The following is a 14,648-nucleotide window of genomic DNA, read 5'->3' as shown; positions in this document are numbered from 1 at the left end:
GGCATAGGCATGACAATCCACAGACTCCAGCTCGCGCACATTACCAAGCGCTACCCCTCGGTGGTCGCCAACAGCGACGTGTCGCTGGCGGTCGCCCCGGGCGAGACCCACGCCGTGCTCGGCGAGAACGGCGCGGGCAAGTCCACGCTGATGAAGATCATCTACGGCTCGGTCAAGCCCGATGAAGGCAGCGTGATGTTCGACGGCCAGCCGGCGAACGTGCGCAATCCGCAGGAAGCGCGGGCGCTGGGCATCAGCATGGTGTTCCAGCATTTCAGCCTGTTCGACACCCTGACCGTGGCCGAGAACGTCTGGCTCGGCCTCGAAAAGAGCCTGACGCTCGCCGAAGTGGCCCGCCGCGTCGAGGCCAAGGCCGGCGAATACGGGCTGGACATCGACCCCTCGCGCCCGGTGCACACGCTCTCGGTCGGCGAAATGCAGCGGGTGGAGATCATCCGCGCGCTGCTCACCAACCCCAAGCTGCTGATCCTCGACGAGCCGACTTCGGTGCTCACGCCGCAGGCGGTGCAGAGGCTGTTCGTGGTGCTCAAGAAGCTGGCCTCCGAAGGCTGCAGCATCCTCTACATCAGCCACAAGCTGCACGAGATCCGCGAACTGTGCACCGCCTGCACCGTGCTGCGCGGCGGCAAGGTCACCGGCGTGTGCAACCCGCAGAACGAATCGAACGAATCGCTCTCGCGCCTGATGATCGGCGCGGAGCCGCCGCCGCTCATGCACCGGCCGGTACATGCGGGCGGGGTGGCGCTGCAGGTGAAGGGGCTGACCTTGGCGCGCGAGGACCAGTTCGGCGTCGATCTGGACGGCATCTCGCTCGACGTGCGTGCGGGCGAGGTGGTGGGCATCGCCGGTGTCTCCGGCAATGGGCAGAAGGAACTGCTCTACGCGCTCTCGGGCGAGGACTCGCGCGCCCAGGCCGGGATGATCGAGGTCTTCGGCAAGGCGGCGGCGCACTTCCGGCCGCGCCGGCGCCGCGCGCTGGGCCTGCATTTCGTGCCCGAGGAACGATTGGGCCGCGGCGCGGTGCCGACGCTGGGCCTCGCGCACAACCTGCTGCTGACGCGCAGCAACGCGGTCGGCAAGGGCGGGTGGATCCGCACCCGCGCGCTGAACCAGCACGCCGCCGCCATCATCAAACGCTTCAACGTGAAGGCCGGCGGGCCGGGCGCGGCGGCGCGCTCGCTCTCGGGCGGCAATCTGCAGAAATTCATCGTCGGCCGCGAGATCGACGCCAACCCGAAGATCTTCATCGTCTCGCAGCCGACCTGGGGCGTGGACGTGGGCGCGGCGGCGCTGATCCGCGGCGAGATCCTCGCGCTGCGCGACGCGGGCTGCGCCGTGCTGGTGGTCAGCGAGGAGCTCGACGAGCTGTTCGAGATCAGCGACCGGCTGTACGTGATCGCCAAGGGGCGCCTGTCGCCCTCGATCGACCGCGCCGCCGCCACGGTGCCGCAGATCGGCGAGTGGATGAGCGGCCTGTGGGACAAGTCGCGCCATGCCGCCACGGCGCCTTCGGAGGTGGCCCATGCTTAAGCTCGAACCCCGCCCGCAGTTGTCACGCTTCTGGAGCTACGGCTCGCCGATCCTGGCGCTCCTGATCACGGTGCTGATCGGCATGGCGCTGTTCGCGGCGCTCGGCAAGGACCCGGTCAAGGGCCTGCTCGTATTCTTCTGGGAGCCGCTCAAGAGCAGCTACGCGCTCGGCGAGCTGATGGTCAAGGCGACGCCGCTCCTGATCATCGCGCTCGGCCTCGCGGTGTGCTTCCGCGCCAATGTCTGGAACATCGGCGCCGAAGGGCAGTTCGTCTTCGGCGCCATCGCGGCCGGCGGCGTCGCGCTCCTGGCCGACAAGACCACGAGCCAGTGGATCGTCGCCGCCATCCTGATCGCGGGCATCGCGGGCGGCATGGTGTGGGCGGCCATCGTGGCCTTCCTGCGCGACAAGTTCAACGCCAACGAGATCCTCGTGAGCCTGATGCTGGTGTACGTCGCGACGCTGCTGCTCGGCTACATGGTCTACGGGCCGTGGAAGGACCCGCACGGCTACAACTTCCCGCAGACCAAGACCTTCGAGGCGGTGACGCAGATTCCGCGGCTCATGAAGGGCTCGCGGGTGAGCATCGGGCTCATCATCGCGCTGCTTGGCTCGGGGGCGCTGTGGGTGTTCCTGTTCCGCACGCGCGCGGGCTTCGCGCAGCAGGTGGGCGGGCTGGCGCCGGCGGCGGCGCGCTATGCGGGCTTCTCGGCACGGCGCGCGGTGTGGATCGCGCTGCTCGCCTCGGGCGGCGCGGCGGGCCTGGCCGGTGCGCTCGAAGTCGCGGGGCCGCTCGGGCAGCTCACGCCCTACGTGCCGGCGGGCTACGGCTTCGCCGCGATCATCGTCGCCTTCGTCGGGCGGCTGCATCCGGTGGGGATGATCTTCTCGGCGGTGCTGATGAGCATGTTCTATATCGGGGGCGAGCTGGCGCAGTCGCGGCTGGGCTTGCCGAAATCGCTGACCGGTGTGTTCCAGGGGCTGCTGCTCTTCACGTTGCTGGCCTGCGACACGCTGATCGCGTATCGCATCCGGCGCAAGGCCGTGCCGAAGGCGCTGCCCGTGGCGCCTGGTACGTCGTCGCTGCAGGTCAGCACCCCCTTGACCGCCCCGGTCGCCCGCCCTGCCACCACGGAAGGAGCTGCATGATGGAAAGCTACGCACTCCTCCTCGGTTCCACCCTGAGCGCCGGCACGGTGCTGGCCATCGCGGCGCTGGGCCTCCTGATCAACGAGAAGGCCGGCATCGTGAACCTCGGCGCCGAGGGCATGATGCTCTGCGCCGCCATCGCGGGCTTCGCGACCGTGGTGACCACGCACAACACCTGGCTCGGCTTCCTGGCCGGCATGGCGGCGGGCGCATTGCTCGCGGCTTTTTTCGGCGTGCTGGTGATCTGGCTCAACACCAACCAGTACGCGACCGGGCTCGCGCTGAGCCTGTTCGGCGTCGGCTTCTCGGCCTTCGCGGGCATCAACTTCGTGCAGGCCAAGCTGCCGGCGAGCACCTCCTATGCGCTGCCGGTGCTGGGCGACCTGCCGCTGGTCGGGCCGGCCCTGTTCCGCCATCACCCGATGGTGTACTTCGCGGTGCTGCTCACCTTCGGCCTGATCTGGTTCCTCTACCGCACGCGGTCCGGGCTGGTGCTGCGCTCGGTGGGCGAGTCGCCGGAGTCCTCGCATGCGCTGGGCTACCCGGTGCGGCGCATCCGGTTCCTGGCGGTGATCGCGGGCGGTGCGCTGTGCGGGCTCGCGGGCGCATACCTGTCGACGGTCTACACGCCGCTGTGGGTCGAGGGCATGGTTGCCGGCCGGGGCTGGATCGCGCTGGCGCTGACCACCTTCGCGACCTGGCGGCCGATCCGCGTGCTGCTCGGGGCGTACCTGTTCGGCGGCGTCTCGATGCTCGGCTTCCACCTCCAGAGCACCGGGGTCCAGGTGCCCAGCCAGTTCCTGAGCATGCTGCAGTACATCGCGCCGATCGTGGTGCTGGCGCTGATCTCGCGCAACCCCGCGTTCATCCGCGCCAACATGCCGGCTTCGATAGGAAAACCGTTCTACCCCGGCTCATAATCAGGTTTCGTTTTGTTTCGTCGCCAACCCGTCCCTTTGAGGATTTCAAACAATGAATGATCTGAACAAGCGCACCCTGCTGAAGCTGGCCGCTCTGACGGCGGTCGCCTCCGCCGCCCTCGTCGGCTGCGGCAAGAAGGAAGAGGCCCCGGCGCCGGCCCCCGCGCCCGCCGCTCCGGCGCCTTCGGCGGCGGCTCCCGCACCCGCTGGGCCGCTGAACATCGCCTTCGCCTATGTCGGGCCGGTGGGCGACGGCGGCTGGACCTTCGCGCACGACACCGCCCGCAAGGCGATCGAGAAGGAATTCGGCGACAAGATCAAGACCACCTACGTCGAGAGCGTGCCCGAGGGCGCCGACGCCGAGCGCGTGCTGCGCGACATGGTCAGCCAGGGCAACAAGCTGATCTTCGGCACCACCTTCGGCTACATGGAGCCGATGCTCAAGGTCGCGGCCGACAACAAGGACGTCAAGTTCGAGCATGCCACCGGCTACAAGACTGCCGAGAACATGCGCACCTACGACAGCCGCACCTACGAAGGCGCGTACATGGCCGGCGTCATCGCGGGCGCGATGACCAAGACCAACACGCTCGGCGTGGTCGGCTCGGTGCCGATCCCCGAGGTGCTGCGCAACATCAACAGCTTCACGCTGGGTGCGCAGTCGGTCAACCCGAAAATCACGACCAAGGTGGTGTGGGTCAACGAATGGTTCAGCCCGCCGAAGGAAACCGAAGCGGCCACCGCCCTCATCAATGGCGGCGCGGACGTGCTGTTCCAGAACACCGACTCGCCGGCCGTGCTCAAGACCGCGCAGGAAAAGGGCAAGCGCGCCTTCGGCTGGGATTCGGACATGACCGCCTACGGCCCGAAGGCCCACCTGGCCTCGGCGATCATCAACTGGACCCCGTACTACACCAAGGCCACACAGGACGTGCTCGACGGCAAGTGGACCACCGGCCAGAGCTGGTGGGGCGTGAAGGAAGGCGCGATCGATCTCGTCGCCATCGCCGAGGACGTGCCGGCCGAAACCAAGGCCAAGGTCGAGGAGGTCAAGAAGGGCCTGAAGGACGGCAGCTTCGCGATCTGGAAGGGCCCGATCGTCGGCCAGGACGGCAAGGAACTGGTGGCGGCCGGCGCGGTCGCCGACGACAAGTTCCTGACCGGCATCAACTTCTACGTCAAGGGCGTCGAAGGCTCGGTGCCCGGCGGCGAGAAGAAGTAAGCAGGAAAGACCGGACGTTTCCGGCACGAAGGGGTTGCTCATGGGCAACCCCTTTTCGTTTCAGGTCCCGACGATGATCGAGAGCCCCAAGCGCCCGCCGCTCGACCTGCGCGCCGAGCTCCATACCGTGGCCGACAAGGCTTCGTCCCTCTACCGCCGCCAGTTGAAAACGCGCGGCATCACCTTCGGAGTCTGCTGATGAACACCTTCTCCCGCACTGTCCCGCCCGTGGCCGCGGACCGCCTGCCCGACCTGCTGCGTGCCATGCCCAAGGCCGAGCTGCACATGCACATCGAAGGCTCGCTGGAGCCCGAGCTGATCTTCGCGCTCGCCAGGCGCAACGGCGTCGCGATCCCCTATGCGAACGTGGAGGAACTGCGCCGCGCCTACGCCTTCACCAACCTGCAGAGCTTCCTCGACATCTACTATGCGGGCGCGAGCGTGCTGCAGAAGGAGCAGGATTTCTACGACATGGCCTGGGCCTACCTCGAGCGCGCGGCCGCCGACAATGTGGTGCGCGCCGAGATGTTCTTCGACCCGCAGACGCACACCGAGCGCGGCGTGTCGATGCAGACGGTGGTCGACGGCCTGCACCGTGCCTGCGTCGATGCGAAATCGAAGCTGGGCGTCGATGCCGAGCTGATCATGTGCTTCCTGCGCCACCTGAGCGAGGAAGACGCCTTCGCCACCCTGGAGCAGGCGCTGCCGCTGCGCGACCGCTTCATCGGCGTCGGGCTCGATTCGAGCGAGCTGGGCCATCCGCCCGAGAAGTTCGCGCGCGTGTTCGCGCGCTGCCGCGAGCTGGGCTTGCACCTCGTCGCGCATGCGGGCGAGGAAGGCCCGCCGGCTTACGTCTGGAGCGCGCTCGACGTGCTCAAGGTCGAGCGCATCGACCACGGCGTGCAGAGCACCAGGGACCCGGCGCTGATGAAGCGGCTCGCGCAGGACCGCATTCCGCTCACGGTGTGCCCGCTGTCGAACCTCAAGCTCTGCGTGTTCCCCGACCTGGGCCGGCACAACCTGCGCGAGCTGCTCGACGGGGGGCTGGTCGCCACCGTCAACTCCGACGACCCGGCGTACTTCGGCGGCTACATGAACCGGAACTTCACCGAGACCTTCGCCGCCACCGGGCTCGGTGCGCAGCATGCATGGCAGCTCGCGGCGAACAGCTTCGAGGGCAGCTTCACCGACGCGGCGACCAAGCGCGGCTACGTCGACCGGCTGGGCGCGGTGTTCGACCGCTTCGCCTGAGTCCGCGGCGGGTCACTGCAGTTCGTCCCATCCCTTCTGCGTGATGCCGACGACCTGCGCCGGGCGTTGCAGGAGCATCGCGATCGAAGGATGGTGCGCCGCCGGCACGAAGGCCTCCACCAGTCCCGCGGCGCGCAGGATCCTGACTTGGTCGATATCCGCGGTCTGCGTGAACGACATCGGCAGGGGCGAGCCGGCGATCCGGCGCAGAAGGTCGATGGCCATGGTCGTCTCCTTGCCGATGTTTGTTGCGATGGTTGGCATGAGCGCCTCAAGGCTAGGGCGGCGCGATGACACTGCCATGAACCGGCAATGACCTCTAGGCCGAACTTTGAGCACATGAAGTAGCCGGAGCCCAAGCGTGGCGCGGGTTTCGGCTATTTTTGTGTGCAAATATGTAGCCATGTAAATTGATATTTTTGTACTTGAATTTCCTCGATTCGTGATCCATACATGAAGCCATGTACATCGAGGCCGTCCCCAACCGCGACTCACCCCCCGCGATCCTGTTGCGCGAGTCCTATCGCGAAGACGGCAAGGTGCGCAAGCGCACGCTGGCCAATCTGTCGAGCCTGAGTGCGGAGGTCATAGAGGGCTTGAAGGTGTTGCTGCGCGGGGGCGTGGCCGTGCCCGACGCGCAGGAGGTCTTCAGCATCGAGCGCAGCCTGCCCCACGGCCATGTGGCCGCCGTGCTGGCGGCCGCGCGCCAATGCGACGCGCCGGCCTGGTTTGCCAGCGCGCCCGAGGACCTGCGCGCACTGTTGCTGGCCATGCTCGTGGCGCGCGTGCTCACGCCCGGCTCCAAGCTCGCGACGCATCGCATGTTGCACGACGACACCGCCACCCACTCGCTGGGCCGCGTGCTGGGCGTGGGCCAGTGCAGCGCCGATGATCTGTACCGTGCGCTGGACTGGCTGCACGGCGCGCAGCCGGCGATCGAGCGACGACTGGCGCGCAAGCATCTGGCCGGCAGCACGTTGGTGCTGTACGACCTCACCTCGACCTGGCTGACGGGGCGTTGCTGCGAGCTGGCCGCGCGCGGCCACTCGCGCGACGGCAAGCGCGACGATCCACAGATCGTGTTCGGGCTGGTCTGCGCCGCCGATGGTTGCCCGATCGCCGTCGAAGTGTTCGCCGGCAACACGGGCGACCCGGCCACGGTGGCCGAGCAGGTGGCCAAGCTCAAGCAGCGCTTTGGCATCGAACGCATCACGTGGGTGGGCGATCGCGGGATGCTGACCTCGGCACGCATCGAGCAGGTGCTCAAGCCGCAGGGCATGGACTGGATCAGCAGTCTGCGCGCGCCGCAAATCGCGCAGCTGGCCGCCGAGCTCGGGCCCTTCCAGCCGTCGCTGTTCGATGAGCGCAATCTCATCGAAGTCAGCAGCGAGCACTTTCCCGGCGAGCGGCTCGTGGTGTGCCGCAACCCGCTTCTGGCGGCCGAGCGCTCACGCAAGCGCGCCGAGTTGCTGGCGGCCACCGAGGCCGATCTGGGCAAGATCACCGCGGCCACGCAGCGTGCGCGCCAGCCGCTGCGCGGCGAGCAGGCCATCGCGTTGCGCGTGGGGCGCCTCATCGACCGCTTCAACGTGGCCAAGCACTTCGAGCTCACGATCACCGAGACGACCTTCGCATTCCGGCGCAAGGCCGACTCGATCGCAGCCGAGACCGCGCTGGACGGGCTGTACGTGATCCGCACCAGCTTGAGCGCCAAGCAGCTTGATGCCACCTCGGCGGTGGCCGCCTACAAGAGCCTGGCCCAGGTGGAGCGCGCGTTCCGCTCGATGAAGACGGTGGACCTGCATGTGCGGCCGGTCTTCCACTACAACACCGAGCGTGTTCGCGCGCATGTCTTCCTGTGCATGCTTGCCTACTACGTCGAATGGCACCTGCGCGAGCGCCTGAAGCCCATGCTGTTCGACGACGAGTTCCTCGAGCAGGCCCAAGGCCAGCGGGCTTCTCCGGTCGCCAAGGCGGTGCGCTCCGAGCACGCCCGCGACAAGGACACATCGAAGCACGCCAGCGACGGATTGCCGCTGCACAGCCTGCGCACGCTGCTGCAGGACCTGGCCACGCTCGCCTACAACATCACCCACACGAGCCTGAATCCGAACGCCAAGATCGTCATCACCACGCGGCCCACGCCGCTGCAGGACAAGGCCTTCAAGCTGCTCGCCGTCAATCCCGCCTGTACCCAGTAAGCCCACCCAGCCTCGCTGAACAAACTCAGCAGGATCAAGGGGTTGCGCTCATTCGCAGCTCAAAGTTCGGTCTAGGCGACGCGGGCGTGACATGCCCGGCCGCCGCGCCTAGGCGACCCGGGTAAAATTCGGGGGTCGGCGCTGGTGCCCCCCAGTGCCGAAGTTCATTCCGGGGCCATGTAGAGGAACACCATGTACAAAAACCTCGCAGCCGCGCTCGCGGCCGCCTGTTTTTTCCTTCCCGCTATTTCCCAACCCGCACCGAAGGCCGATCCGCTGAAGATCGGCTTCGTCTACGTCACGCCGGTCACCGATGCCGGCTGGACGCGCCAGCATGACGAGGGCCGCAAGGCCGTCGAGGCCGCGCTGCCCGGCAAGGTGAAGACCACCTATGTCGAGAACGTGGCCGAAGGCGCCGATGCCGAGCGCGTGATCCGCGACCTCGCGCAGCAGGGCAACAAGCTCATCTTCACTCCGAGCTTCGGCTACATGGAGCCCACGCTGAAGGTGGCGCGCGACTTCCCCGACGTGAAGTTCGAGTCGATCACCGGCTACAAGACCGCGCCCAATGTCGCTGTCGCGAATGCGCGCTACTACGAGGGCCGCTACCTCGCGGGCGTGGCGGCCGGCCGCATGACCAAGACTCATGTTGCCGGCTACGTCGCGGGCTTCCCGATCCCCGAGGTGCTGCAGGGCATCAACGCCTTCACGCTGGGCATGCGCTCGGTCGATCCGAAGGCGCGAGTCCTGGTGGTGTGGCTCGACGAGTGGTTCGATCCGCCGAAGGAGCGTGAGGCAGCGATGACGCTGTTCAACCAGGATGTGGACGTCATTGCCTTCCACACCGGCTCCACCGCGGTGATGGCCGCGGCGCAGGAACGCGGCAAGCTCGCGATCGCCTACCACTCCGACATGCGCAAGGTCGCGCCCGATGCGCAGCTCGTCGCGGTCACGCACCAGTGGGGCGACTACTACACCCAGCGCGCGAAGGCCGTGCAGGGCGGCACCTGGAAGAGCGGCAGCCTCTGGGGCGGCGTCAAGGAGGGGATGATCCGCGTCGGCGACTTCGGTCCGAAGGTGCCCAGGCCGGTGCAGGACGAAGTGATGGCGCGCCAGAAGGACATCGCGAGCGGCAAGCTCAAGCCCTTCCAGGCGGTGGCGGCCGACGTGCGCGACAACGAGGGTCGCGTCGTCATCGCCAAGGGCCAGTCGCTCGCGGACGAGCAGATCCTCGACATGAACTGGCTGGTCGAGGGCGTGCAGGGCCGGGTGACACGCAAGACGCCGTGAGCTTGCCCCGGTCCCGCACGCGATGCAGCGTGGCCCAGGCCGGGAACCCCGCGGAACCGGCTTCGCCGGGCCGCTGGGGTTGCCCCCGGAGAGGGGGTGCAGAGCCACACGAAGTGGGCGAGGCTGGGGGTGAGCCTCAGTGCACGAAGCCGCTCTCGCGGTGGAAGTAGGCCCCCTCCGGATCCAGGTTCTTGACCTTCTTCGCGGGCTGGCCGGCGTACACCACGTATTCCTCGGTGTGCGCCTTGTTGAGCAGCGATCCGGCGCCGAGCACGGTGCGGTCGGGCAGCACTGCACCGCCGAGCACCGTCACGCGGGTGCCGAGCAGGCAGTACGAGCCGATGCGGATCGGCTTGCAGTCCTGCCGGTTCTGGTGAGTGTCGATGCCGTGCGTGATGAGCTGCGAGCGGTAGCCCGCCACGGTGGTGAAGGCACCGATCTCGATCCGGTCGGTGCAGTCGATGATGTGCTGCTTCGTGATGGAAGAATGCGCACCCAGGAAGAGCGTGGGATCGCGACTCGCGCGATGCCTGAAGTGCTCGCCGCGCCGCGGATGGCCGGTGATCCAGTTCGATCGCCCGATGTACGAGTGCGCGCCGCACTCCATCCGATCGAGGTGGATGGCAACGGTGAAGTGGTCGATGTGCGCGCCTTCGTGCATCACCAGTTCGCCCGGAAAGACGTAGGCCAGCCCGATGCGTGCGCCGTCCGCGATCTGGTAGCCCCAGAAGCGCCGCAGCAGCCAGCGCTTGATCTTCCAGGGCAGCACGACGACGCCGAGGGCCAGCAGCCGCCTCATGATGCGTGCGTCTCGCGCTCGCCGATGGCGCGCTCGTAGGCGGCCCTGTAGTTCCTGGCCATCTGCGCCGCGCTGTAGTGCGTGGCGTTCTCCAGGCCGAGGCGGCGCATCTCGGCCAGGCGCGGTTCGGCCGCTTCCAGCGCCTCGGCCATGGCGGCGGGATCGCGCGGATCCACGTACACCGCGCCCGCGCCGCCGATCTCGTTCATCGGTGCGAGATCGGAGGTGAAGACCGGGCAGCCGCAGGCCTGGGCCTCGATGATCGGCCAGCCGAAACCCTCCTGGAGCGAAGGGAAGAGCAGCGCCGTCGCGCTCGCATAGAGCGCGCGCAGCTCCTCGTGGGACACCTTCTGCACCGCCTTGACGCGGTCGGCCACGCCGTGCTTTTGCGCCAGTTCGGCCATTTCGGGCACCATTTCCGGGCCGACGAAAAGCAGGCGCTCCGCCATCGGCGGCTTGCCGGCCGCCGCGGCGCGCTCCTGCAGCGCGATGAAGGCTTCGAGGACGCGGCGGCGGTTCTTGCGGTCCATGTCCCAGCCCACATGGATCAGGTACTTGTCCTGCACCGAGAGCCCGAAGCGCGCGATCAGACGCTGCGCCTCGTCCGCTGCCACCGGCGCGAAGTTGTCGTTCAGGCCGTTCTGGACGACGGTGACATGGCGCTCGTCCGCAAGGCCCAGCGCGAGCAGTTCGCGCTGGGTCATGGCCGACACGCAGGCCACGACGTCGGCTTTTCCGAGTCCCTTGGAAATCAGGCGCTGGAACTGGCGGCCGGTCCAGCCGACATCCCAGCCTTCCACCATCCCGAGCGCAGCCTGCACCGCGATCACGTCATGGCAGGTGATGACGTTCGGCTTGTCCTTCACCCACGGGATGTACATGCTGTTGGAATGGTCCGCCACGTGCACCACGTCGGCCCAGCGCAGCTGCCGCTTGACCAGCGGGAGGAACAGCACGAACTTGTCGAGATAGCCCAGCCACTTCCACCAGCGCGAGCCGACCGGCACGCGCAGCATCCGCTTGGGCGGCGAGATGACCCTGAGATCGCAGCCGACGCGGGGCATCTCGCGTTCCAGCATGCGCCCGAAAGCGAGCATGCTGGTCTGGCCGTCGGGGACGTAGTTGGCGATCAGAAGTACTTTCATCTTGAATTGGCGCTCTTGATGGCGTCGCGTGAATTCATCGATCTACCTGGGGAAGAGGGTGGAGCCGTCGGGCAGGCACCGGAACCGCTGAAGCGTACCATCGGATTACAGTGGCGGCGTGTCGGCATATGCCCTGCATATAGCGGCCATATGCGCAAGCACATCGTGTACCCGCATTGCTGCCTTACCCTCCGAGCCCATGCAAGCGTACCGTGCCTCCCTGTTGCGATTCGATTCCGCCGGCCAGCCGGTCCATGACGAAGACGGCCTCGTCGTCGTCGGCCCCGATGCCAACGGGCGGCAGCGCGTGCAGGATGCGGGTACTTACGCCGCCGTTGCTGCACGCCATCCGCAGGTGCCCGTCACGCATTGGCCGGGCCGCATCATCGCGCCGGGCTTCGTGGACATGCATATCCACTATCCGCAGACCGACATCATCGGAGCGCCTGCCGACGGCCTTCTCCCCTGGCTCGAGAACTACACCTTCCCGGCGGAAACCCGCTTTGCCGACCCGGTCCATGCGGCCGAGGTGGCGGAGGTGTTTCTTGATGAGCTGATGCGCAACGGCGTCACGACCTCGCTGACCTTCGCGACCTCGCATCCGCAGTCGGTCGATGCCTTCTTCGAGGCCGCGCAGCGCCGCCGCCTGCGCATGATGACCGGCAAGGTGCTTCAGGATCGCCATTCGCCCGACGGTGTACGTGACAAAGCTGAACAGAGTCTGATCGACTCGGAGCAGCTCATCCGCAAGTGGCACAACGTCGACCGCCTCGGCTATGCGATCACGCCGCGCTTCGCGCCCACCAGCACCGATGCCCAGCTGCGCGGCGCCGGCGAGCTGGCGGCGAAGTACCCCGACACCTGGATCCACTCGCATGTGGCCGAGAACAGGGACGAGGTCCGCTGGGCCCGCGAGCTGTTCCCGCAGGCGCGTTCCTACCTCGACATCTACGCGGGTTTCGGCCTGATGCGCGAGCGCGCCGTCTACGCGCACTGCATCCACTTCGACGACGACGACCGCCGCCTGATGCGCGAGACCGGCAGCGCGGCGGCGGTGAGTCCGACCAGCAACCTTTTCCTCGGCAGCGGCTTCTTCGATTTCGAGGGCGCCGACCGCATCGGCTACCGCTACGGCCTCGCGAGCGACGTCGGCGGTGGTACCAGCTTCAGCCCCTTCACCACGATGATGGCGGCCTACTACGCCGGCCGCGAGGGCCAGACCAAGCCCGGCGTCAGCATCCCGCCCTCGCAGCTCTGGTGGCGCCATACGGCGGGCGCCGCGCGGGCGCTGGGGCTGGAGGGCGTCATCGGCAACCTGCAGCCCGGCTGCGAGGCCGACTTCGTGGTCATCGATCCGAAGGCCACGCCGCTGATCGCGCGCAAGACCGCACTGGCCGCGAACCTCGAGGAGCTGCTGTTCGCGCTGATCGTGCTGGGCGACGACCGGCTGATCGAGCGCACGGTGATTTCCCAAGCGCTCGCGGGCTGAGTCCGCTGGATGGACGTACAGGTTTCGGGGGAGCCCGGGCCCCTAGAATAGCGGCCCCGAAACAGGACCTGCCATGAGCATCAAGAGCGACAAGTGGATCCGGCGCATGGCCGAGAAGAACGGAATGATCGAGCCCTTCGAGCCCGGCCAGATCCGCGAGCAGGACGGCCACCGGATCATCAGCTACGGCACCTCCAGCTACGGCTACGACATCCGGTGCGCACCCGAATTCAAGGTGTTCACCAACATCCACAGCACGGTGGTCGACCCGAAGGACTTCGACGAGAAGAGCTTCGTCGACTTCCACGGCGACAGTTGCATCATCCCGCCCAACAGCTTCGCGCTCGCGCGCACGGTCGAGTACTTCCGCATCCCGCGCAACGTGCTGACCATCTGCCTGGGCAAGAGCACCTATGCGCGCTGCGGCATCATCGTCAACGTCACGCCCTTCGAGCCCGAGTGGGAAGGCTACGTGACCCTCGAATTCAGCAACACCACGCCGCTGCCCGCCAAGATCTATGCGGGCGAGGGCTGTGCGCAGGTGCTTTTCTTCGAGAGCGACGAGGTCTGCGAAACCAGCTACAAGGACCGCGGCGGCAAGTACCAGGGCCAGCGCGGCGTAACCCTTCCCAAGGCCTGAGCACTCGGGTGGCGGCGTTCGGCAGCGCGTACCATGCTGCCAGCGCCGCGGGAACGACGGCAAGGAGCGAGTCATGAGATGGGAAGGCAACGAGCAGTCCGATAACGTCGAGGACCGGCGTGACGATGGCGGTGGTGGGGGTGGCGGCGGATTCGGCTTTCCCGTTGGCGGGCGCGGCATCGGCATCGGCACGGTGGCGGTCGCCCTGATCGCCGGCTGGATCTTCGGCATCAACCCGTTGACGGTGCTCGGCCTGCTCAGCGGTGGCGGCGGGCCCGCGCCGCAGGTGCAGCAGGCGCCGGCGCACAAGCCGCCGTCGGACGACCGCGAAGCGGCCTTCGTCTCCACGGTGCTGAAGAACACCGAGGTGGTCTGGAGCGACATCTTCCGCCAGCAGGGCGGCACCTACACGCCGCCCAAGCTGGTGCTGTTCCGCGGCGCGACGCCGACCGCCTGCGGCACCGGCGAGTCCGCGATGGGCCCGTTCTACTGCCCGGGCGACAAGAAGGTCTACATCGACCTCGGCTTCTACGAGACCCTGCGCAACCAGCTCGGCGCACCGGGCGTGTTCGCCCAGGCCTACGTGATCGCGCACGAGATCGGCCACCACGTGCAGGACGAGCTCGGCGTCACCGCCAAGGTCGACCAGATGCGCGGCCGCCTGAGCCAGACGCAGAACAACGCGGTCAGCGTCCGCGTCGAGCTGCAGGCCGATTGCCTCGCCGGCGTCTGGGCGCACCATTCGCAGCAGTCCAAGCAGTGGCTGGACCCGGGCGACATCGAATCCGCGATGAATGCCGCGCAGAAGATCGGTGACGACGCGCTGCAGCGCTCCGCCGGCCGCGCCGTGGTGCCGGACAGCTTCACGCACGGCACCAGCGCCCAGCGCCAGCGCTGGTTCTCCGCCGGCTTCAAGAGCGGCGAGCTGCGCGACTGCGATACCTTCGCATCGAGGAGTCTCTGAGCGAGCCGGGGGTTGGCGAAGCGACA

General features: G+C 67.5%; 13 protein-coding genes and 1 pseudogene. 11 read left to right on the top strand and 3 right to left on the bottom strand.

Annotation, left to right across the window (positions count from 1 at the left end; translation table 11 throughout):
* The first annotated feature begins 9 nt into the window (after positions 1-9).
* The 6 genes and pseudogenes from VAR608DRAFT_RS32950 (at position 10) to VAR608DRAFT_RS32930 (ending at position 6,094) form a co-directional block, all read left to right on the top strand.
* The gene (locus VAR608DRAFT_RS32950) at positions 10-1,551 is read left to right on the top strand and encodes an ABC transporter ATP-binding protein (RefSeq protein ID WP_088957889.1); all 1,542 of its coding nucleotides are present in this window, start codon (positions 10-12) and stop codon (positions 1,549-1,551) included.
* Positions 1,544-2,701: an ABC transporter permease gene (locus tag VAR608DRAFT_RS32945; protein WP_088957888.1), complete on the top strand. Its 1,158-nt coding sequence runs from the start codon at positions 1,544-1,546 to the stop codon at positions 2,699-2,701. Before VAR608DRAFT_RS32950 ends, VAR608DRAFT_RS32945 begins: the two co-directional genes overlap by 8 nt.
* Complete coding sequence (locus tag VAR608DRAFT_RS32940; RefSeq protein WP_088957887.1) at positions 2,701-3,621, top strand: ABC transporter permease; 921 nt, start codon at positions 2,701-2,703, stop codon at positions 3,619-3,621. Before VAR608DRAFT_RS32945 ends, VAR608DRAFT_RS32940 begins: the two co-directional genes overlap by 1 nt.
* A 52-nt stretch (positions 3,622-3,673) precedes the next feature.
* The gene (locus VAR608DRAFT_RS32935) at positions 3,674-4,843 is read left to right on the top strand and encodes a BMP family ABC transporter substrate-binding protein (RefSeq protein WP_088957886.1); all 1,170 of its coding nucleotides are present in this window, start codon (positions 3,674-3,676) and stop codon (positions 4,841-4,843) included.
* 79 nt (positions 4,844-4,922) lie between these two features.
* A pseudogene (locus tag VAR608DRAFT_RS37335) lies at positions 4,923-5,042 on the top strand (aromatic ring-hydroxylating dioxygenase subunit alpha); the annotation flags it as partial.
* Positions 5,042-6,094 (top strand): adenosine deaminase, encoded by a 1,053-nt coding sequence (locus tag VAR608DRAFT_RS32930; protein ID WP_088957885.1) that lies wholly within the window; start codon positions 5,042-5,044, stop codon positions 6,092-6,094. The pseudogene VAR608DRAFT_RS37335 and the gene VAR608DRAFT_RS32930, both read left to right, overlap by 1 nt.
* Before the next feature lie 12 nt (positions 6,095-6,106).
* On the opposite strand, the gene VAR608DRAFT_RS32925 is transcribed toward VAR608DRAFT_RS32930, so the two are convergent.
* Positions 6,107-6,319: a hypothetical protein gene (locus VAR608DRAFT_RS32925; RefSeq protein ID WP_157731180.1), complete on the bottom strand. Its 213-nt coding sequence runs from the start codon at positions 6,317-6,319 to the stop codon at positions 6,107-6,109.
* A 236-nt stretch (positions 6,320-6,555) separates the two neighbouring features.
* Between VAR608DRAFT_RS32925 and VAR608DRAFT_RS32920 the strand changes: the two genes are divergently transcribed.
* On the top strand, positions 6,556-8,295 hold the full coding sequence (locus VAR608DRAFT_RS32920) for an IS1634 family transposase (protein WP_088954955.1): 1,740 nt from the start codon (positions 6,556-6,558) through the stop codon (positions 8,293-8,295).
* A 192-nt stretch (positions 8,296-8,487) separates the two neighbouring features.
* Positions 8,488-9,585, top strand: coding sequence for a BMP family ABC transporter substrate-binding protein (locus VAR608DRAFT_RS32915; RefSeq protein ID WP_088957883.1), 1,098 nt, complete (start codon positions 8,488-8,490; stop codon positions 9,583-9,585).
* A 136-nt stretch (positions 9,586-9,721) separates the two neighbouring features.
* On the opposite strand, the gene VAR608DRAFT_RS32910 is transcribed toward VAR608DRAFT_RS32915, so the two are convergent.
* Positions 9,722-10,384: an acyltransferase gene (locus VAR608DRAFT_RS32910; protein ID WP_088957882.1), complete on the bottom strand. Its 663-nt coding sequence runs from the start codon at positions 10,382-10,384 to the stop codon at positions 9,722-9,724.
* A complete protein-coding gene (locus VAR608DRAFT_RS32905) occupies positions 10,381-11,529 on the bottom strand; it encodes a glycosyltransferase family 4 protein (RefSeq protein WP_088957881.1) in 1,149 nt (382 codons plus the stop codon). Before VAR608DRAFT_RS32905 ends, VAR608DRAFT_RS32910 begins: the two co-directional genes overlap by 4 nt.
* A 199-nt stretch (positions 11,530-11,728) precedes the next feature.
* Between VAR608DRAFT_RS32905 and guaD the strand changes: the two genes are divergently transcribed.
* The 3 genes from guaD (at position 11,729) to ypfJ (ending at position 14,622) form a co-directional block, all read left to right on the top strand.
* Positions 11,729-13,018 carry a guanine deaminase gene (guaD, locus tag VAR608DRAFT_RS32900; protein WP_088957880.1) on the top strand — a complete coding sequence of 430 codons (1,290 nt, stop codon included), beginning with the start codon at positions 11,729-11,731 and terminating at the stop codon, positions 13,016-13,018.
* Positions 13,019-13,091: 73 nt separating this feature from the next.
* Entirely contained in the window at positions 13,092-13,658 is a 567-nt protein-coding gene (gene dcd, locus VAR608DRAFT_RS32895; protein ID WP_088957879.1) for a dCTP deaminase, read from the top strand.
* Between the two features lie 73 nt (positions 13,659-13,731).
* Entirely contained in the window at positions 13,732-14,622 is an 891-nt protein-coding gene (gene ypfJ, locus VAR608DRAFT_RS32890) for a KPN_02809 family neutral zinc metallopeptidase (RefSeq protein ID WP_088957878.1), read from the top strand.
* Positions 14,623-14,648: the final 26 nt, after the last annotated feature.

The sequence above is a fragment of the Variovorax sp. HW608 genome, assembly GCF_900090195.1.
GTDB lineage: Bacteria > Pseudomonadota > Gammaproteobacteria > Burkholderiales > Burkholderiaceae_C > Variovorax.
This window is presented reverse-complemented; position numbering and strand designations above follow the sequence as displayed.

What these genes read in the sequence shown, in the direction of transcription:
- VAR608DRAFT_RS32950 (WP_088957889.1), top strand. Translation starts at nt 10, where the DNA reads ATGACAATCCACAGACTCCAGCTCGCGCACATTACCAAGCGCTACCCC.
- VAR608DRAFT_RS32945 (WP_088957888.1), top strand. Translation starts at nt 1,544, where the DNA reads ATGCTTAAGCTCGAACCCCGCCCGCAGTTGTCACGCTTCTGGAGCTAC.
- VAR608DRAFT_RS32940 (WP_088957887.1), top strand. Translation starts at nt 2,701, where the DNA reads ATGGAAAGCTACGCACTCCTCCTCGGTTCCACCCTGAGCGCCGGCACG.
- VAR608DRAFT_RS32935 (WP_088957886.1), top strand. Translation starts at nt 3,674, where the DNA reads ATGAATGATCTGAACAAGCGCACCCTGCTGAAGCTGGCCGCTCTGACG.
- VAR608DRAFT_RS32930 (WP_088957885.1), top strand. Translation starts at nt 5,042, where the DNA reads ATGAACACCTTCTCCCGCACTGTCCCGCCCGTGGCCGCGGACCGCCTG.
- VAR608DRAFT_RS32925 (WP_157731180.1), bottom strand. Translation starts at nt 6,319, where the DNA reads ATGGCCATCGACCTTCTGCGCCGGATCGCCGGCTCGCCCCTGCCGATG.
- VAR608DRAFT_RS32920 (WP_088954955.1), top strand. Translation starts at nt 6,556, where the DNA reads ATGTACATCGAGGCCGTCCCCAACCGCGACTCACCCCCCGCGATCCTG.
- VAR608DRAFT_RS32915 (WP_088957883.1), top strand. Translation starts at nt 8,488, where the DNA reads ATGTACAAAAACCTCGCAGCCGCGCTCGCGGCCGCCTGTTTTTTCCTT.
- VAR608DRAFT_RS32910 (WP_088957882.1), bottom strand. Translation starts at nt 10,384, where the DNA reads ATGAGGCGGCTGCTGGCCCTCGGCGTCGTCGTGCTGCCCTGGAAGATC.
- VAR608DRAFT_RS32905 (WP_088957881.1), bottom strand. Translation starts at nt 11,529, where the DNA reads ATGAAAGTACTTCTGATCGCCAACTACGTCCCCGACGGCCAGACCAGC.
- guaD (WP_088957880.1), top strand. Translation starts at nt 11,729, where the DNA reads ATGCAAGCGTACCGTGCCTCCCTGTTGCGATTCGATTCCGCCGGCCAG.
- dcd (WP_088957879.1), top strand. Translation starts at nt 13,092, where the DNA reads ATGAGCATCAAGAGCGACAAGTGGATCCGGCGCATGGCCGAGAAGAAC.
- ypfJ (WP_088957878.1), top strand. Translation starts at nt 13,732, where the DNA reads ATGAGATGGGAAGGCAACGAGCAGTCCGATAACGTCGAGGACCGGCGT.